This is a genomic window from Rathayibacter sp. AY1A5 (genome assembly GCF_002930875.1).
Classification (GTDB): domain Bacteria; phylum Actinomycetota; class Actinomycetes; order Actinomycetales; family Microbacteriaceae; genus Rathayibacter.
Window position 1 is genome coordinate 25,209 of the sequence record NZ_PSTM01000002.1, and the last position, 18,294, is coordinate 43,502.

Consider the following 18,294-nt stretch of genomic DNA (forward strand, 5'->3'; position numbering starts at 1 on the left):
AGGGACTGGGGCGGGGACACGATCAGTGCGGGTGGTCCTCGGTCAGCTTGAAGCCGAGTCGGCCGTGCGCGAAGGCGGCTCCGGCTCCGATGGCGGCCGCGACCCAGGCTGATTCGGCGAGCTCGGTCTCGGTCGCACCGGCGCGCACGGCGTTCTGGCCGTGGCCGTCGATGCAGTAGACGCACTGCTTGCTGATGCCCACGGCGTAGGCGATGAGCTCGCGGTACTTGAGCGGGATCTCGCGACCCTGCGGAGCGAAGACGGCGGTGTCGAAGGCGGTGAACGCCGCAAGGACGTCGGGGGTCTCCTTCTTGTAGGCGGCGGTGTAGCGGCGGTCGGCTGCGCGGTCGTAGTAGGCGTCGGTCATGGTCTTCCTTCGGAGGTCGGAGAGGGGGCGGAGGGGATGAGGTCACGGCCGGGCGGGGATCTCCAGGCCGAGGTTCTCCCGCAGGGTCGTGCCCTCGTACTCGGTGCGCAGCGAACCGCGCTCCTGCAGCAGCGGCACGACGCGGTCGACGAACTCGTCCAGACCACCCGGGTGCAGGTGCGATCCGAGGACGACCCCGTCGCCGCCTCCGCTCTGCACGAACTCGTCGAGACGGTCGGCGACCTGCTCAGCCGTGCCCACGTACTCCGTGCGGTCGAAGACGGTCTCGGCGAGACCGCGGAGGGTGAGGTCGCGCTCCTGAGCGAGCGCACGCCAGGCGCGCACGGTCCCCGCGCGATCACCGTGGATCAGTGCGCGGCCCTCGATCAGCGGCGGCGCCTCGAGGTCGGGCTCGAGATCGGGTACCGGCCCGTCGACGTCGAAGCCCGACAGGTCCCGGTTCCAGACCTGCTCGAAGAGCACCTGGATCGTGCGCGGTGTGAGTTGCTGATCGCGGATCCACCGCGCTCTCTCCTCCGCCTCCGGAGCGGTGCCGCCGAGGACGACGGCGGCTGACGGGAGGATCCGCACGGAGCCGGCCGGGCGACCCGCCGCCGCGACCCGGGCCGCGATGTCGCGCGCGAACTCGTGCGCCTCAGGTCCCCGGTGGTAGGGGGAGAAGATCACGTCGGCGCTCGACGCCGCGAAGTCGCGACCCTGCGGAGAGACGCCCGCCTGCACGATCACCGGGCGGCCCTGCGGGCTGCGCGGCACGGTGAAACGGCCGGAGACGTCGAACTGGCTGCTCGAGACGGCGAACGACCCCGTCGACGAGTCGGCGAGGAACTCGCCGGAGGGGGCATCGGCTCGCACGGCGTCGGAGGTCCAGGTGTCCCAGAGCGTCGTCACCGCGCGGACGGCCTCCTCGGCACGGGCGTAGCGGTCGGCGCGGTCGAGGAAGCCGCCGCGGCGGAAGTTCGCGCCCGTGAAGGCGTCGAAGGACGTGACCACGTTCCACCCCGCTCGTCCGCCTGAGAGGTGGTCGAGGGTCGCGATCTGACGGGCGAGCTCGAAGGGCTCGTTGAACGTCGCGTTGAGCGTGCCGACCAGGCCGATGTGCTCCGTGACCGCGGCCAGCGCGGCGAGGAGCGGCAGAGTGTCCGGTCGTCCGGCGATGTCATGGTCGAACGGGCGCCCCGCGCGCTCCCGCAGGGCCAGACCCTCGGCGAGGAAGAAGTAGTCGAACCGCCCGCGCTCCGCGGTCTCTGCGACGCGGCGGAACGTCGAGAAGTCGACCTGGCTGCCGGCGTCGGGGTGCTCCCACAGGGTGTGCTCGTTCACCCCGCCCACGTAGGCGGCGAGGACGATCTGCTTCGGTCGCCGCGTCATGACTGCTCCTCGGAGGCGTAGCGGTTCGGGATCGACGTGGGCAGGCCCAGGGCTGAGCGGAGGGTGCGGCCCTCCTCCGTCCCGACGAGCAGACCGCGTCGGCGCAGCTCGGGCACGAGGTCGTCGGCGATCAGCGGCAGATCGGTGGCGAGAACCGCGGGTCGGAGGCGGACGCCGTCGTAGCCGAGCCGTGAGAGCTCGGCGATGCGGTCGGCGACGGACGCGGCCGACCCGGCGGCGACGGCGGCGTCGCCGGTGAGCGGTCGGCCGAGAGCGTCGAGGCGCGAGAGTCTGGCCGCGGCGGACTCCGCCGGGGTGTCGAGGACGACGACGAGGTCGGCGAGGACCCGCAGGCGCTCGCCCGTGCGCCCCGCCCCGCGCTCCGCCTCGGCGATCTCCTGGAGGATCCTCTCGGCGTCCGCTGCGTTCTGAGGCGTCGCGAACACGACGTCGGCCGAGCGCGCGGCGAAACGGTACGGGATGTCGGCGTGTGCGAGCGCGGCGACGACGGGCTGCCCCTGCGGCGGCCGGGGAGTGATCGCGGGGCCGCGCACCGAGAACCAGCGTCCTGCGAAGTCGACGCGGTGCACCTTGTCGGCGTCGAGGAAGCGATCGGTGGCGACGTCGCGGATCTCGGCGTCGTCCTCCCAGCTGTCCCAGAGTCTCCGTGCGACCTCGACGGCGTCGGCCGCCTCCTCGAAGAGCTCGTCGACGACGGCGCGGACCGCGGGGTCCTCGAGAAGGGGCGTGCCCGGCTCCGGCGGCACGATCGCCGCGATTCGTCGTCCGACGTGCGAGGCTTCGTCGACGCGTGACGACACCCTGACCTGCCAACCGCCCCGCCCCCGGCTCAGGTGGTCGAGCGTCGCGACGGCCTTCGACACGTGGAAGGGCTCCGTGTGCGTCACGGTGACCGTGGGCACGAGACCGATGCGGCTCGTGAGGGGGGCGACGTAGGAGGCGATCAGCAGCGCGTCGAGCCGGCCGCGGACCTCGTCGGTGCGGTCGTCGGCCAGGAAGGGGTCCGCCGATTGCAGGGCGAAGGAGTCCTCGATCGTCACGAAGTCGATCCCGCCGCGCTCCGCCCGCTGCACGATGTCCGCCCAGTACGCGCCGGTGAAGAGCGCGTCGGGACGGGCGCCAGGCTCGCGCCAGGACGCGGGGTGCCAGCCGGCGCCCTCGAGGGCGACGGCGAGGCTGAGGGGTGGGGCGGCGGTCATCGTGCTCCTCGGATCAGGGTGCCGGCTCGGACGAGCTCCTCGTCGTCGAGTGCGCGGAGGCGGCGCAGCAGCGCGCGCGCGACCTTGTCGTTCTCGCGGAACGACACCGCGTTCGTGCCCGGCCGGGAGAAGGCGCCGACGAACGGCGAGTCGGTGTACGGGCCGATCGCGTACCGGCGGCCGACGCGGCCTCCCGCCGTCGAGCGCAGCAGGGTGTCGTCCTGGTGCACGCGCAGCCTCCCGGTCGACAGGAGAGTGTCGCCGACGTCGACGAGGTCCTCGACCGCCGACCCCGACGCGACGAGCGCTCGCATCAGCGCGTCGTCACTCCTCGCAACGGACGTCCGGGGGAGGCGCGCGTCGACGAGAGCGTCAGCGAGGACGACCTGATCGGTCGCCCCGCCGCTCGCGACGAAGCGGCCCTCCTCTTCGGAGGACTCCACACGGATGCCCGGGCCGAGGAAGTCGACGACGCCCGCGTCCGAGAGTGCGAGCAGCTCCTCGAGACGGTGCGCGGGCGGCCCGCTCGCGAGGAAGCTGAACCAGCCGAGCCACCATCCGTGCAGATCCTCGATCCGCGAGCGGGGCGTCCACCTCGCGGACGCGGTGAGATCGGCGACGAGGAAGTGGCTGCGCAGAAGCGCGAGGAAGAGCGCCATCGTGGCGCTGTGCTCCTGCCGGCTGCGCAGAGCCAGGTCGTCCCGGATGTAGGCGCGCACCGCCTCCTGCAGCGCCGAGCCGTCGGCGAACCGCACATCGGCGAACGGGCGGTCGAGATCGGGGAGGAGCAGCCTGTCGAGGCTGTCCGGCACAGTGTCCGCGACGAGCGCGGTCAGGGTCCGCGCATCTCCGAGGACCCGCTCGGCGTCGGCCCCGAGTGCGGGGAGAGCGTACCCCTGTCCCGCTTCGGGTCGCGGGCCGCGGGAGCCGGCGAGGACCGAGGCGCGCGGGTCGAGCCGCGAGAACACCTCCGAGAAGTGCGTCCAGTCGGTGCTCACCCGGTCGGGGTGCCCGGTGAAGAGCTCACGGTAGTAGCCCCAGAGCATCTCCTGGGCGATCAGGGGCCAGACGTCCTCGCTGAAGTCGAGCGGGCGGTGTCGCGAGCGCAGCTCCTCGACGACGGACGCCGAGAACCAGCGGGGCTCGGGCGCGGCTCCCTGGAGCGTCGAGCCGATCTTCGAGTGGTAGGGGACCCCGCGGCGGCTGCCGATCAGGATGCGCGGCTCACGTCCCGACGGGTGGTAGCGCAGTCCGCCGGCGTCGTCCCGTTCGAAGCGGCCGCCCCGGCCCTCGGTGAGCAGCACCAGGAGATCGACCGCGACCAGGCCGAAGCCGCGCACGATCACGTCGCGTCCGGCGCGGAGGGATCCGAGGTCGGCGTCGGCCGTGAACGACGGCGGCAGGTAGGCGAGGCCGTGGCGCTCGGCGAACCCGGCCAGCCGGGTCTCGTCGACCGTCGGCAGAGCGCCGCTGTGCCCGAGCGAGAACAGGACCAGGTCCGCCTCGATCACGTCGCCGGAGTCGAGGACGACCCGCTGCGCACCGTCGTCGCGGCCGAGCACCTCGACGACACGCGCCGCGTGCTCGCGGACCTCGACGTCAGGGCGGAGAGCGGCGAGCGCCTCCCGGTGGAACCAGCGCAGATAGAGGCTCTGCAGCCGGCGGGTGGGGAAGCTGTCGGCGCGGAGCCCGTCGAGCTCGCGGCGCACGGCTTCGTCGCCCTCTGCGAGCGCGATCCGGCCGGCCCGCACCGCCTCCGCCCACTCGATCAGCGAGGGTCCGGGGCGCACCGGCCCCTCGATCGTCGCGCTCGCGTCGGTGAACATCGTCACGTCGGCTGCGAGCGAGTTGAGCTTCAGCAGCGGCGACTGCTCGTAGCGCCAGATCCGGCCGGGGCCGACGGGGTACGGGTCGACGACGTGGACGACGAGCGCGGCCGGCCCGAGGGCGTCCTCGGCGGCGTTCGCGGCGAGGCGCTCGAGGACCCCGACCGCGCGGGGACCTCCCCCGACGATCACGAGGGAGCGGGTCCCGTCCGATGGCGCTGACATGCGTCCACGATGACTCTTCCCCCGTGAGGACGCCGCTCTGTGACGACTCGTGACGATGTGAAGAAGTGTGTAGCGGCGGGTTGGAGCCGGGTGGCCGCGGACCCTAGCGTCGGCCCCCACGGCGTGCAGAACGGTGCGCCCCGACAGGCAGGAGCCTCGAGTGCCCATCGAATTCCTCGGCATCGCCGCGCTCAACGACGGCAGCGAGACACGAGCACGCAGCGGCGCGAGCTTCGACCCGGAGTACACGGTGCGTCTGGCCGCGGCTCATGAGGACAGCGGGTGGGACCGCATCCTGTTCGCCTACCACTCCGGAGCCCCCGACCCCGCCGTCGCCGCCGCTTTCATCGCGTCGCGGCTCGAGCGCATCCAGCTGCTGCTGGCGCACCGGCCCAACGTCTCCTACCCCACGGTCGCGGCGAAAGCCTTCGCGACCCTCGATCAGCTGAGTGGAGGCCGCCTGAGCGTCCACGTGATCACGGGCGGGTCGGACGCGGACCAGGCCGCGGAGGGCGACTACCTGAGCAAGGACGAGCGCTACGCGCGCACCGCCGAGTACATCAGGATCGTCAAGCAGGTCTGGACGACCCGTGAGCCGTTCGATCACGTCGGGGAGCACTACCGCTTCTCCCGGTTCGTCAGCGACGTCTGGCCGGTGCAGCAGCCTCGGCCGCAGATCTCGTTCGGAGGCTCCTCTCCCGCCGCTCTGTCCGTCGGTGCCGCCGAGAGCGACGTCTACGCGCTCTGGGGCGAGCCGCTGCGGGACACCGCCGAGCAGATCCGCAGCATCCGGGAGGCGGCGGCGGCGGCCGGCCGCGACGTCGCGCCGCGCATCCAGGTCGCCTTCCGACCCATCCTCGGGGCCACCGAGGAGCAGGCCTGGGAGAAGGCGGAGGGGATCCTCCGCCGCATCGAGGCGCGCACCCGCGAGACCGCCCCCGGAGGCCTCGCCGCGCCGGAGAACACCGGCTCGCAGCGCCTCCTCGCGATCGCCGCCGCAGGCGACCGTTTCGATCGCGCGCTCTGGACCAGGGCGGGAGTCGCCGCGGGAGCGCGCGGCAACTCGAACGCCCTCGTCGGGACGCCGGAGACGGTGGCCGCCGCGCTGCTCGACTACGTCGATCTCGGGGTCGACATCATCTCGGCGCGCGGCTACGACTACGTCGACGACACCCTCGACTTCGGTCGCCACGTGATACCGCTGGTGCGCGAGGAGGTCGCTCGACGCGACGCCGCGGCCGCCCAGGCCGCCGAGGAGGCCGCTCGTGTCCTCGTCTGACACCGTCGCGGCCGACGAGTTCGTCCATGTGCGGGCCGATGACCCGCGGGCCCGGCCCCTGCTCGACGAGCTCGAGCGCGAGTACGACACCCGCTACGGCACCGCCTGGGGCGAGCCGGCATCGGCCGAGCTCGCGCGCTACCCGAGCGAGGTGTTCGCCCCGCCGGAGGGATCCTTCGTCCTGCTTCTGCGCGACGGCACCGCGATCGCCGGAGGCGCGCTGAAGAGATTCGACGACACGACCGCCGAGCTCAAGCGCATCTGGACATCCTCGGCGCACCGTCGGCAGGGACTCGCCCTGCGCGTGGTCGCCGAGCTCGAGGCGGAGGCCCGCCGGCTCGGCTACTCGACCGTCTACCTCACGACCGGGCCGCTCCAGCCGGAGGCGCAGCGGCTCTACCTCACCGCGGGCTACACACCGCTCTACGACGTGACCCAGCCTCCGGAGGTGGTCGTCCTGCACGGCTATGCGCGGACGCTCACCGATCGGCCGCTCGACGTCGCGAGGATCCGGACCGCGCACGACGACTCCTTCGCGCAGCTCACCGCGTCCCTGCCCGACGGCGGAGCACGCCTGCGCGGTGGCGTCACGGGGCGTGCCTCATGAGCGGCACGATCGCGCCGCCTCGACCGCGGGACACGTCCGGCCCCCTTCCCGGAGGCATCGACCTCGCCCGACTCGGCGAGCGGCCGGTGCTGCCGCTGCGCCACCCGGTGCGCTGGGTGGTCGCCGCACTGGTCCTCGTGCTCCTGCTGAACGCCGGACAGACCCTCTTCACGAACCCGTCGTGGGAGTGGCCGAAGGTCGGGACCTGGCTCTTCAGTCCGGCGATCCTGAAGGGGCTGCAGCTGACACTCCTCGCCACCGCCATCAGCGCCGTGATCAGCTTCGTCGGAGGCATCGTCGTCGCCGTCGCCCGGCTCTCGGGCAATCCGGTGCTGTCGACGCTCAGCTGGGTCTACATCTGGCTGTTCCGCTCGGTGCCGCTGATCCTCGTCCTCATCTTCCTGTTCAATCTCGGCAACCTGTATCCGACCGTCGGCATCGGCATCCCCTTCGGTCCGCAGTGGTCGGTGCCGACGGTGTCGCTGCTGCCTCCGCTCGCCCTCGGCGTGATCGGCCTGAGCCTGTCCGAGATCGCCTACAGCGCCGAGGTCGTCCGTTCCGGGGTGCTCGCGGTCGATCAGGGGCAGCACGAAGCGGCGAAGGCGCTCGGGATCCCGCAGCGCCGCCAGTTCACCCGCATCGTCCTCCCGCAGGCGCTCCGCTCGATCGTGCCCGCCTACGTGAACCAGATCATCGGCCTGCTGAAGGCGAGCTCGCTGCTGTTCTACGTCTCGCTGCTCGACCTGTTCGGGGTCGCTCAGAACCTCGGCAGCACGTACCCGACGGACATCATCCCCCTGCTCGTCGTCGCGACGATCTGGTACCTGGTGCTGACCTCGGCGATCTCGGTCGTGCAGTTCTACATCGAGCGCTTCTACGCCCGCGGCGCGCACCGGGAGCTCGCGCCCACGCCCCTCCAGCGGGTGCGGCGCTCGCTCGCCGGCCTGAGGAGTGCGCGATGACCGCCGCCATCGAGATCCACAACGCGACCAAGTCCTACGGCGACCGGACCGTGCTCCGGGGAGTCGACCTGCGCGTCGAGGCGGGCACCGTCACGGTTATCCTCGGTCCGAGCGGCTCGGGCAAATCGACCCTGCTGCGGGCGATCAACCATCTCGAGAAGCTCGACGAGGGGTTCGTCTCCGTGAACGGCGAGCTGATCGGGGTGCGGCTGCGCGGCGGTCGGCTCAAGGAGCTGCGCGAGAAGGAGATCCTGCGCCAGAGGGCGAGGATCGGCTTCGTCTTCCAGAGCTTCAACCTCTTCCCGCACCTGACGATCCTCGAGAACGTCACCGAGGCGCCGATCTCGCAGGGGCAGCCGCCCGCGGAGGCCCGCGAGCGGGCACGCGCCCTGCTCGAGCACGTCCGTCTCGCCGACAAGGCGGCGGCCTATCCGAGGCAGCTCTCCGGCGGCCAGCAGCAGCGCGTGGCCATCGCGCGTGCGCTCGCGCTCGACCCCGAGGTGATCCTCTTCGACGAGCCGACCTCGGCTCTCGATCCCGAGCTCGTCGGGGAGGTGCTGCAGGTCATCCGGTCGCTGGCCGAGAGCGGCCGCACCCTCATCGTCGTGACCCACGAGATCGGCTTCGCCCGCGAGGTCGCCGACCGGGTGGTGTTCGTCGACGACGGCCTCGTCGTCGAGCAGGGCAGCCCGAGCGAGGTCCTCGACCGCCCGCAGAATCCGCGGACCCGCGACTTCCTCGGCCGAGTCCTCGGCTGAGCCCCCGCACTCCTCCTCCTCTCCATCCGCACGACAGACACAGGAATCGAATCATGACCAGACCGCACATCACTCGTTGGACCAGAGTCGGGGCGCTTCTCGCTGCCGCCGCGCTGACGACGGGCCTTGCGGCCTGCTCCGGTGCCGCCGCCTCCGACCCGGCCTCCCCGGGAGCCGCCTCCGGCACCACCACCGTCACCGTGGGTGCCCTCTCCAACGGAGCGGCGACCGAGACGGACATCGACGTGCCGGTCGTCGACGAGATCCGCGGCACGCTGCCGCAGGAGATCCTCGACCGCGGGACCCTGACGATCGGCGTCGGCGCTCTCCCCGCAGGCTTCCCTCCGCTCGCGTTCACCGGGACCGACACCGAGACCCTCACCGGCTCGGAGCCCGATCTCGGCCGCCTCGTCGCCGCCGTCCTCGGGCTGCAGCCCGAGGTGGAGAACTCCACCTGGGACAACCTCTTCGTGGGCATCGACACCGGAGGCAGCGACGTCGGCTTCTCGAACATCACCGTCACGGAGAAGCGCAAGGAGAAGTACGACTTCGCCTCCTACCGCGCCGACACCCTCGCGTTCCAGGTCCTCGCCTCGAACGACTGGGAGTTCGACGGCGACTACGAGAACCTCGACGGACTCACCGTCGCGGTCAGCAGCGGCACCAACCAGGAGAAGATCCTGCTCGAGTGGCAGGCCCGTCTGCAGTCCGAGGGCAGGTCCCTGGAGATCACGCGACTGCCCGATGCCAACTCCGTCACTCTCGCTCTCGGCTCCGGCCGGATCGACGCCTACTTCGGGCCCAACCCGACGACGGTCTACCAGAACCGGATCTCGGAGGACGGCGCCGACCCGACCCGCAACGCCGGCACGTTCTCCGGAGCGGGCGAATCGCTCGACGGGCTGATCGCGGCGACTGTGAAGAAGGACTCCGGACTCGCCGAGCCGATCGCCCAGGCCCTCGGCTACCTCATCGGGAACGGTCAGTACCAGGACTGGCTGTCGGCCTACGGCCTGCAGGACGAGGCCGTGGACGAGGCCCTGGTGAACCCGCCCGGGCTCCCGCTCGACAACAGCTGAGCCGCCCCCGCCTCGGGCGCCCCGATCGACCAGCGGGGCGCCCTCCGCCCGCTTCCCCGAGGACTCCCATGCACCTGTTCGACTCGCTCACGCGCGAACGACTCGACCGCCCGACGAGCCGCAAGTGGAGCCTCCGCCCCGGCGCCATCGGAGCCTGGGTCGCCGAGATGGACTTCGGTACGGCGCCGGCCGTTCGGAGGGCACTGCACGACGCCGTGGCCGGCGACGTGCTGGGCTATCTGTCCCCCTCGACTGCGGGCGAGCTGGGCGAGGCCGCTGCGGAGTACCTCGCTGAGCAGTACGCGTGGACGGTCGACCCCGCCCGCGTGCACTCCGTCTCGGATGTCATGGCCGCGCTCGGAGTGGCCGTCACCGAGTTCTCCCGCCCCGGCTCACCGGTGATCGTGCCTACCCCCGCTTACATGCCGTTCCTCACCTACCTGTCGGCCATCGGACGCGAGGTGATCGAGGTCCCGGGAACGATCGTCGACGGCCGCTGGGAGCACGACCTCGACGGGATCGATGCGGCCTTCGCGCAGGGAGCGGGCACCCTGGTGCTCTGCAATCCGCACAACCCGACGGGCTCGGTCCTGCCGCGGTCCGAGCTCGAAGGTCTCGCCGCTGTCGTCGAGCGCCACGGCGGGCGGGTCTTCGCCGACGAGATCCACGCGCCGCTGCGGTTCGACGGCGTCCCCCACATCCCTTACGCCTCGGTCTCGGAGGAGGCCGCCCGGCATTCCGTCACCGGAACGAGCGCCTCGAAGGCGTGGAACATCCCCGGCCTGAAGGCCGCGCAGCTGATCACCACGAACGACGCAGACGAGGACGTCTACTCGCGCTTCGGGTTCGCGGTGCAGCACGGCGCTTCGAATCTCGGCGTGATCGCCTCGACGGCCGCCTACCGGGAGGGCGGAGCGTGGCTCGACGAGGTCGTCGACTACCTCGACGGCAACCGGCGCCTCATCGCCGACTTCCTCGCCTCCGAGCTGCCCGGGATCGGGCACCGCACCCCGGAGGCGACGTATCTCGCCTGGTTCGACCTGGGTGCTCTCGGCCTCGCCGATCCCGCGCAGCACCTGCAGCGCGAGGCGGGAGTGACGCTCACCTCCGGACGCCTGTGCGGCGCCGGCTACGCCGACCACGTGCGTCTCGTCTTCGCCATGCCGCGTCCCCTCCTCCTCGAGACGCTCGAAGCCGTGCGGGCCGCCGTGTGAACGGCGGAGCGCCTTCGCGGGGACTCGACGAGGTGGGACGGCGGAGCACCGAGGCGGGCGGCATCGCACGACAGTGGCGAGGAGCCGTCCTTCAGCGCCTCCGCTCCCTCTGCACCCCCGATGAGGCCGGGCCGCCGGCGGTGGACCGGGCGGCCTCGCGTGTCGAGGCTGTGCAGCTCGCCCACGAGATCGAGCACGGATTCTTCCGCCCGGTGCCCGGCCGGGCGCAGGATCCGGAGTGAGACGGGGCGGACTCCCCCTACGTCCCGAAGAGGTTGGCGCGGGTCCCGCCGGGAGCGAGCTCGTCGCGGAGGATCCCGCGGCGGCGCAGCACGGGGACGAGGTCGTCGAGCATCCGGTGCAGGGTGACCGGGTGCAGGTCCCCGGAGAGGAGGAGCCCGTCGCTGCCGCCGTCGTCGCCGAGCTCCTCGACGAAGTCGGCGAACTCTTCCGCGGTGCCGACGAAGCCGGCGCGCTCGGCGACGCGGCCCTTGCGCGCCTTCCTGGTGAGCAGCTCCCGCAGCGGAGCGTCCTCCGTGCCGCCGTAGAGGCCGGCGATGGTGCCGTGCGAGACGTGCTCGCCGAACACCGACCGCGGGACGGGGAGGTCCAGGTCCAGCCCGGTGAGGTCGGTCTCCAGGTCGCTCGACCAGCCGAGCGCGATCCGCCGCAGCGCGTCCTCGTCGGGGTGGCGCGACGCCTCGACGACGCGCGCGGCCTCCTCCGGGCTCGACACGATCTCGGGCTTCACGACGAAGAGCACGCGCAGGTCGTCCGCCGTCCGCCCGTGCTGCTCGGCCGCGGCGAGCACGCGCGCCCGGTAGTCGCGCACCGCCCGGGCCTCCAGAGGGGCGAGCGCGAGCTGCACGTCCGACTGCGTGCCGGCGAAGGCCAGGCCGCGGGGGGAGCCGCCTGGGGAGACGACGATCGGGTCGCCGTTCGCGAAGGGGACGGCGTTCAGGGGTCCGTCCACGCGGAAGTGCTCCCCGCGGTGGCGGAACGCGTCGATCCGGGTGCCGTCGGCGTAGCGGCCCGACCCGGGGTCGGCGATCAGCGCGCCCTCGCCCCAGCTGCGCCAGAGCCGGCGGACGACCGCCATCCACTCGTCGGCCCGGTCGTAGGCCGCGTCGTGCGACAGCGGCTCCAGGCCCACGTGGCGGGCGCTGCCGACGTCGGTGACCAGGTTGATCCCGAAGCGGTCGGAGCTGAGGTGCTGCAGCGTCGCCGCCTGCCGGGCGGCGAGGTACGGGGGCGTGATGCCGGCGTTGATCGTCGGCGCCAGCCCGATCCGCTCGGTCGCCGCGAACAGGTACGGCGCCAGGAGGAGCGGATCGTGCTTCGGCCCGCCGTACGCTCCCCGCACCCGCAGGTCGAGCGTCTCCGGGGAGCCGAGCGAGACGGCGTCCTCCATCACGATCAGCTCGAAGCCGGCCTGCTCCAGCTCGCGGGCCGACTGCTGGTAGAGGCCGGGCTTCGTCCAGTCGTGGTTCCACTCCCGGTAGGGGTGCCCCCATCCCTGCGGTCCGAAGCCCCGGGAGAAGAACCAGCCGAAGTGCTGACGGTGCGCCACGCTCACACCTCCGCGAGCGCGGGGAGGGCGCGTGCGCGCACCGCGGCGAGCCCGCGTTCGAGGTCGCGGAGGAGGTCGTCGACGTCCTCGATCCCGATCGACAGCCGGAGGAGCCCGGGGTGGATCCCGGCGGCGGCGCGCTCGGCGGGGGTGCGTCCGGCGTGGGTGGTCGACGCGGGATGCAGCACCAGCGAGCGCACGTCGCCGAGGTGGGTCATGTGGCTGAACAGCTCGACGGCGTCGATGAAGGCGGCCGCGCCCGCCTCCCCTCCGGCCACGGTGAAGGAGAAGACGGAGCCCTGCCCGCGGGGGAGCAGGCGCTGCGCGAGGGCGAACGACGGGCTCGACTCCAGGCCGGAGTAGTCGACCGACACGACCTCGGGCCGCTCCTCGAGGAAGCGGGCGACGGCGAGGGCGTTCGCCGAGTGCCGCTCGACCCGGAGCGACAGCGTCTCGACGCCCTGCCGCAGCAGGAAGGAGTTCAGCGGTGACGGCGTCGGTCCGAGGCGGGAGACCACGATGTCCCGCGTGTACGAGACGAAGGCGCGCCGGCCGTGCTGCTCGGTCCAGCTGCGGCCGCCGAACGACCGCTCCTCCTGGTTGAGGTGCGGGAAGAGCGCGGGGCGCGCCGCCCAGTCGAACGTGCCGGCGTCGACGATCACGCCGCCGAGGGCGGAGCCGTGCCCGGCGAGGAACTTGCTGGTCGAGTGCACGACCACGTCGGCCCCGTGCTCGATCGGGCGGAGGAGGTACGGGGTCGCGAGCGTGTTGTCGACCACGAACGGGAGCCCGTGCCGGTGCGCGATCGCGGCCAGCGCCGGGAGGTCCAGTAGATCGTTCTTCGGGTTCGGGATCGGCTCGCCGAAGAGGACCCGGGTGTCGGGCCCGATCCGCCGCTCCCACTCGCCGAGGTCCGACGCGTCGTCGACGAAGTCCACGCCGATCCCGAGCCGCCCGAAGTTCTGCACCAGCAGCCCGCGGTTGCCCTCGTAGAGGCGGCGCGAGGAGAGCACCCGGTCGCCGGCCTGCAGGATCCCCAGGAGAGCGGAGGCGGTGGCCGCCTGGCCGCTCGCCACCAGGATCGCCTCGGCGCCGCCCTCGAGATCGGCGAGCCGACGCTCGACCTCCTCGGTGGTCGGGTTCCCGTTGCGGGTGTAGAGGTAGCCCTCGTCCTCGCCGGCGAACCGCTCGCGAGCGTGCTCGAAGCTGTCGAACACGAAGCCGGCGCTGAGGTGCACGGGGGTGACGCGCGCCCCGTGGGCGCCGTCGGGCGCGGCACCGGCGTGCACCTGGCGCGTGGAGAAGCCGGCCGCCGCGGAGGCACGGTCTTCGGGCGCCGGGGTCGAGGTCGCTGTGGTCGCCGCAGCAGTGGTCGCGGTGTTCGCCGGTGCAGTGATCGTCACGGTGTGCTCCTGTCCAGACGCCCGGAAGGCGGATGCCGGGAGCCTGTCAGGCCGGGGGGAGTGCGCGCCGGATCGTGACGGAGTGTGACTGCGAGGGGTGCTGTCGCGGGTCGTGGACGTCGACCGCTCGGCGTCCACGGGTCGTGCCTCAGCTGTGCGTCGTGTTCGCCCGGATCTCCTCGACGGACAGCTCCGGCGCACCGCCCGCCGCAGCCGCCGGGTCCATCCAGACGAAGTCCCAGTGGTGGCCGTCGAGGTCGTCGAAGCTCTTCGAGTACATGAAACCGTGGTCCTGCTCGCCGGCCGGGGTCGCGCCCGCGGCGAGGGCCCTGCCGTGGAGGGTGTCGACCTCCTCCCTGCTGTCGGCGCTGAGGGCGAGCTGCACCTCGGTCGAGGTGGTGGCGTCGATGATCGGCTTGCTGGTGAACTCGGCGAAGAACTCCCGCGTGAGCAGCATCGCGGTGATCGTGTCGCTGATCACCACGCTGACGGCGTTCTCGTCGCTGAAGCCCTCGTCGATCGAGTAGCCGAGCGACTCGTAGAAGGCCCTCGCCCGGGCGAGATCGGCGACGGCCAGGTTGACGAAGAGCATGGTGGGCATCGGTGCACCGTTCCTGTCGGGTCGCCGGTGGCGCGCCGCCGCCGGTCGTGACTGCATGATGATGACCGGCCGGCGGCGGTGTCAAGGAAGCGCCGTCGAGAAGGCGGCGGATGCCCGGTGCGGGGCGCCCGGGTGAGACTGCGGCGCGCGAGCGGGGAGCGGCTCATCGTCGTGAAGCCCTTTGGGAAGGGTCGTCACGGCTCCGCGTCCGCGTCAGTTCTGGTGGAAGCCGCGCCTGTACGGAGAAGGCTGTTGTTCCCTCGGCCGCTCGAACCTATGGTCGGCGATCGTGACCGCGGCGGCGGGGCTCCTCCTCCGTGACGGACCGCTCGGAAGGGTTGACCATGCGACGAAGCAGAACGTTCCACCTCTCGATCACCGCTGTGATCGCCTGCCTGACCGTCGGGACGGTCGCACCGGCCCCAGTCGCTCCTGCCGCCTCGACGAGTGTCCCGGTCGTCGTGAGCCGCGTCGACGGCATGTCCACGGGATTCCTCAGCGGTGTCGACGTCTCCTCCGTCCTCTCCCTCGAGGAGAGCGGGGTCGTCTTCCGCGAGAGGAGCGGCTCTCCGGCGGATCTCTTCGCCGTCCTCGCTGATGCGGGCGTCACGGCGGTCCGGGTCAGGGTGTGGAACGATCCGTTCGATGACCGCGGCCGAGGCTACGGCGGCGGGAACGTCGACGTCGGGCGAGCCGTCGAGGTCGGCAGACGCGCCACGGCTGCTGGACTGGGAGTGCTGGTCGACTTCCACTACTCCGACTTCTGGGCGGACCCCGGTCGTCAGCTGGCTCCGAAGTCGTGGGCCGGCTCGACGCCGGAGGCGACGGCAGCAGCCGTGCGAGGCTTCACGGTCAGCGCGCTGCGGAGGTTCGAGGACGCCGGCGTCGACGTGCGCGTCGTTCAGGTCGGAAACGAGACGAACACCGGGATGGCCGGCTACTCCCGCGACGCCACATCGATGGACGCCTCCCTCGCAGCGCTCTTCGCAGCGGGTGCTTCCGCCGTGCGGGAAGTGCTGCCGCATGCTCTTGTCGCTCTGCACTTCACGAACCCGGAATCCGTCGGGCGGTACTCGGCGATCGCCGCGGGGCTCCACCGCTTCGGAGTCGACTACGACGTCTTCGCGAGCTCCTACTATCCGTACTGGCACGGCTCGACCGCGAACCTCACCGAGGTGCTGGCCCAGGTCTCACGGACCTACGGCAAGAAGGTGATGGTCGCCGAGACCTCGTGGCCGTACACCCTGACGGACGGCGACGGGCATCCGAACGTCATCGCCACTGCTCCCTCTTCGAGCCGGTACCCGATCAGTGTGCAGGGCCAGGCGACGGCTCTCCGGGATGTCGTCGCAGCAGTGCGCGATGTCGGATCGACGGGCATCGGCGTCTTCTACTGGGAGCCGGCCTGGCTGCCCGTCGGTCCTCCATCGGCTCTCGCCGCGAACCGGTCGCTCTGGGAGCTCTTCGGCGCGGGATGGGCGACGAGCCGCGCCGCGGGCTACGACCCGGTCCACGTCGGCGGGAGTCACGGCGGATCGGCCTGGGACAACCAGGCCCTGTTCGCTGCGGACGGCCGTCCCCTTGAATCCCTGCGCACCTTCGAGTACCTTCGCGGCACCCGCGGTTCCCGCGAGGTCTCGACCTCGGAGTGAAGCAGGTGGTCGATCCTCAGTGGTCCCGCCGCACGACCCGGACGCCCTTCCCCGGAACGACCACGGTCCCGTCCACGGTGCTGCCGGTGATGAGCTCGAGCGTGCCGGGGCTCGCGAGCGCCGCGTCCGTCTCGGCATGGTTGATGAGGAAGGTGAAGTCCGCGACGTCACCGTGGCGGACGACGACTTCGAGCCCTTCCACTGTCTCGGCGGGTGGAGTGATGCCGGCGTCCGTGAGCAGGGTGTCGACGAAGTCCGCGAGGTCGTCGCCCCGGAGCCGCGTGGAGAGGTACCAGGCCGATCCGTCGCCGAGCACGTTGCGGGTGATCGCCGGTCCTCCGGCAGCTGGTCCGGTGGCGTACCGCGCTCTCTCGACCGCGCCCTCGAGGGCGATGTCGTCGGTCCAGCCGCTTCCTCGCGCTCCGGAGTCGAGCTCGACGACCTCGCCGTCGCGGAGCGGCAGGAACTCGGGGATCGAGAGGCCGAGGACCTCGCGAAGGGCGCCGGGGAAGCCGCCCTCGTGCACGGCGTCGTTCTCGTCGACGATCCCTGAGAAGTAGGAGGCGGCGAACGTGCCGCCGGCGCGGACGTACTCGGTCACGTTCGAGGACGACGTCCGGTCCATCAGGTAGAGCGAGGGGGCGAGGACGAGGCCGTAGCCGCTGAGATCGGAGTGGGGGTGGGCGAAGTCGACCGTGACACCGCGCTTCCAGAGCGCGGAGTAGAAGGCCTCGATCCGCTCGCGGTGATCGAGCTCGACCGAGGGCCGCCACTCCAGATCGTGCGCCCAGAAGGACTCGATGTCCCACAGGATCGCGACGCGAGTCCGGACGACGGAGCCGAGGACCGCTGAGAGGCGGTCGAGGTCGGCGCCGAACTCGACGACCTCCTTCCAGACCCGCGTCCGCGCCCCGGCGTGGGGGAGCATCGCGGAGTGGAACTTCTCGGCTCCGTACCGGGAGGCCCGGAACTGGAAGAAGAGGACCGCGTCGGCCCCGCGCGCGAGATGGCTCGCGGCGTTGCGTGCGAGCTCACCGGGGCGTTTCGCGATGTTGCGCGGCTGCCAGTTCACCGCCGACGTCGAGTGCTCCATGAGGATCCACGGACGCCCTCCGGCGAAAGATCGCGTGAGGTCGGCGTCCATCGCCAGCAGCACGTGGTTGTCGTGGCGCTCTGCGGCCAGGTAGTGGTCGTTCGAGACCAGGTCGACCTCGCTGCTCCATCTCCAGTAGTCGATCGAGGGGCAGTTGGTGGCCATGAAGTTCGTGGTGACCGGCTTGTCCGAGTAGCGCTTGATCGCGTCGCGCTCCGCCGTGAAGCAGGCGAGGAGCGCGTCCGAGGTGAAGCGGGCGAAATCGAGCCGCTGCGTCTGGTTCACGACGGTGGCCGCGACCCGTGGCGCGTCGATCTCGTCCCACTCCCCGTACACCTGGCCCCAGAAGAGCGTGCCCCACGCCGCGTTCAGAGCGCCGAGCGTCGCGTACTTCGCCTGCAGCCAGGCGCGGAAGGCCGCGACAGAGTAGTCGGAGTAGTCCTCGCTGACCGGAGCGCCGTACTCGTTGTGCACGTGCCAGAGGACCACCGCGGGATGCGCGGCGTAGCGCTGCGCGAGCTGCTCCGTGACGGCGACGGCCGCCGCCCGGTACTCGGGCGAGCTCGGGCTGACCATGCCGCGCGAGCCCCGGCCCAGGGTGACGCCCTCCCGGGTGACAGGGTGGGAGTCCGGGTACGCCTTCCAGAACCAGGCGGGCGGGACGGTCGTCGGGGTCGCGAGGTCGACATCGATCCCGGCGCCGTGCAGCAGATCGAGCAGCTCGTCGAGGAACCCGAAGTCGTACCGGCCCTCCTGCGGCTCGAGCAGTGCCCAGGAGAAGATCCCGACGCTGACGAGGTCGACGCCCGCCTCGCGCATCAGGGCGACGTCCTCCGCCCAGACCTCCCGCGGCCACTGCTCGGGGTTGTAGTCGCCTCCGTAACGCAGCCCCGGCCGCCCCGGGATCCACGGAGCCCGGGGGAGCGGACGCCCGTCGGCTCCGGGGAGCCGGTAGCGGAAGGCGGAGGGGGTGTCGCCGGTAGCGGTGGTCATGCGAGCTGTCTCCTTCGGCTGTGCGCGGTCCCAGTGTCGTGCCCTGGTGCGGGTGG

The 18,294-nt window shown here is 71.8% G+C and carries 15 protein-coding genes; 7 read left to right on the forward strand and 8 right to left on the reverse strand.

Annotated elements, in window-relative coordinates; translation table 11 throughout:
• Positions 1–22 precede the first annotated feature (22 nt).
• The 4 genes from C5B98_RS01400 to C5B98_RS01415 are packed head-to-tail and all read right to left on the reverse strand — an operon-like array spanning position 23 to position 5,027.
• Positions 23–367: a carboxymuconolactone decarboxylase family protein gene (locus tag C5B98_RS01400; RefSeq protein WP_104223293.1), complete on the reverse strand. Its 345-nt coding sequence runs from the start codon at positions 365–367 to the stop codon at positions 23–25.
• Positions 368–409: 42 nt separating this feature from the next.
• Entirely contained in the window at positions 410–1,756 is a 1,347-nt protein-coding gene (locus C5B98_RS01405) for an NtaA/DmoA family FMN-dependent monooxygenase (RefSeq protein ID WP_104327184.1), read from the reverse strand.
• Positions 1,753–2,976, reverse strand: a complete 1,224-nt coding sequence (locus C5B98_RS01410) for an LLM class flavin-dependent oxidoreductase (RefSeq protein ID WP_104327185.1) — start codon at positions 2,974–2,976, stop codon at positions 1,753–1,755. Before C5B98_RS01410 ends, C5B98_RS01405 begins: the two co-directional genes overlap by 4 nt.
• Entirely contained in the window at positions 2,973–5,027 is a 2,055-nt protein-coding gene (locus C5B98_RS01415) for an FAD/NAD(P)-binding domain-containing protein (protein WP_104327186.1), read from the reverse strand. The genes C5B98_RS01410 and C5B98_RS01415 overlap by 4 nt, the downstream gene beginning before the upstream one ends.
• Positions 5,028–5,187: 160 nt before the next feature.
• Between C5B98_RS01415 and C5B98_RS01420 the strand changes: the two genes are divergently transcribed.
• The 6 genes from C5B98_RS01420 (at position 5,188) to C5B98_RS01445 (ending at position 10,926) form a co-directional block, all read left to right on the forward strand.
• Entirely contained in the window at positions 5,188–6,306 is a 1,119-nt protein-coding gene (locus C5B98_RS01420; RefSeq protein ID WP_104223289.1) for an LLM class flavin-dependent oxidoreductase, read from the forward strand.
• On the forward strand, positions 6,293–6,913 hold the full coding sequence (locus C5B98_RS01425) for a GNAT family N-acetyltransferase (protein ID WP_219812286.1): 621 nt from the start codon (positions 6,293–6,295) through the stop codon (positions 6,911–6,913). The genes C5B98_RS01420 and C5B98_RS01425 overlap by 14 nt, the downstream gene beginning before the upstream one ends.
• Positions 6,910–7,875: an amino acid ABC transporter permease gene (locus tag C5B98_RS01430; protein WP_104233982.1), complete on the forward strand. Its 966-nt coding sequence runs from the start codon at positions 6,910–6,912 to the stop codon at positions 7,873–7,875. Before C5B98_RS01425 ends, C5B98_RS01430 begins: the two co-directional genes overlap by 4 nt.
• Positions 7,872–8,633, forward strand: coding sequence for an amino acid ABC transporter ATP-binding protein (locus tag C5B98_RS01435; RefSeq protein ID WP_104223287.1), 762 nt, complete (start codon positions 7,872–7,874; stop codon positions 8,631–8,633). Before C5B98_RS01430 ends, C5B98_RS01435 begins: the two co-directional genes overlap by 4 nt.
• A 53-nt stretch (positions 8,634–8,686) precedes the next feature.
• Complete coding sequence (locus C5B98_RS01440) at positions 8,687–9,712, forward strand: transporter substrate-binding domain-containing protein (protein WP_104223286.1); 1,026 nt, start codon at positions 8,687–8,689, stop codon at positions 9,710–9,712.
• A gap of 68 nt (positions 9,713–9,780) precedes the next feature.
• The gene (locus C5B98_RS01445; protein WP_104327187.1) at positions 9,781–10,926 is read left to right on the forward strand and encodes a MalY/PatB family protein; all 1,146 of its coding nucleotides are present in this window, start codon (positions 9,781–9,783) and stop codon (positions 10,924–10,926) included.
• A gap of 259 nt (positions 10,927–11,185) precedes the next feature.
• On the opposite strand, the gene C5B98_RS01450 is transcribed toward C5B98_RS01445, so the two are convergent.
• From C5B98_RS01450 to C5B98_RS01460, 3 genes are all read right to left on the reverse strand, one after another.
• Positions 11,186–12,496: an LLM class flavin-dependent oxidoreductase gene (locus tag C5B98_RS01450; protein WP_104223283.1), complete on the reverse strand. Its 1,311-nt coding sequence runs from the start codon at positions 12,494–12,496 to the stop codon at positions 11,186–11,188.
• Positions 12,497–12,498: 2 nt separating this feature from the next.
• A complete protein-coding gene (locus tag C5B98_RS01455; RefSeq protein ID WP_258062240.1) occupies positions 12,499–13,899 on the reverse strand; it encodes an O-acetylhomoserine aminocarboxypropyltransferase/cysteine synthase family protein in 1,401 nt (466 codons plus the stop codon).
• Between the two features lie 148 nt (positions 13,900–14,047).
• Positions 14,048–14,500, reverse strand: coding sequence for a VOC family protein (locus C5B98_RS01460; RefSeq protein ID WP_104223282.1), 453 nt, complete (start codon positions 14,498–14,500; stop codon positions 14,048–14,050).
• Between the two features lie 344 nt (positions 14,501–14,844).
• Here C5B98_RS01460 and C5B98_RS01465 point away from each other — a divergent pair, with 344 nt between their 5' ends.
• Positions 14,845–16,152: a glycosyl hydrolase 53 family protein gene (locus C5B98_RS01465; protein WP_104317863.1), complete on the forward strand. Its 1,308-nt coding sequence runs from the start codon at positions 14,845–14,847 to the stop codon at positions 16,150–16,152.
• A 16-nt stretch (positions 16,153–16,168) separates the two neighbouring features.
• On the opposite strand, the gene C5B98_RS01470 is transcribed toward C5B98_RS01465, so the two are convergent.
• The gene (locus tag C5B98_RS01470) at positions 16,169–18,238 is read right to left on the reverse strand and encodes a beta-galactosidase (RefSeq protein WP_104327188.1); all 2,070 of its coding nucleotides are present in this window, start codon (positions 18,236–18,238) and stop codon (positions 16,169–16,171) included.
• Between the last annotated feature and the right edge of the window lie 56 nt (positions 18,239–18,294).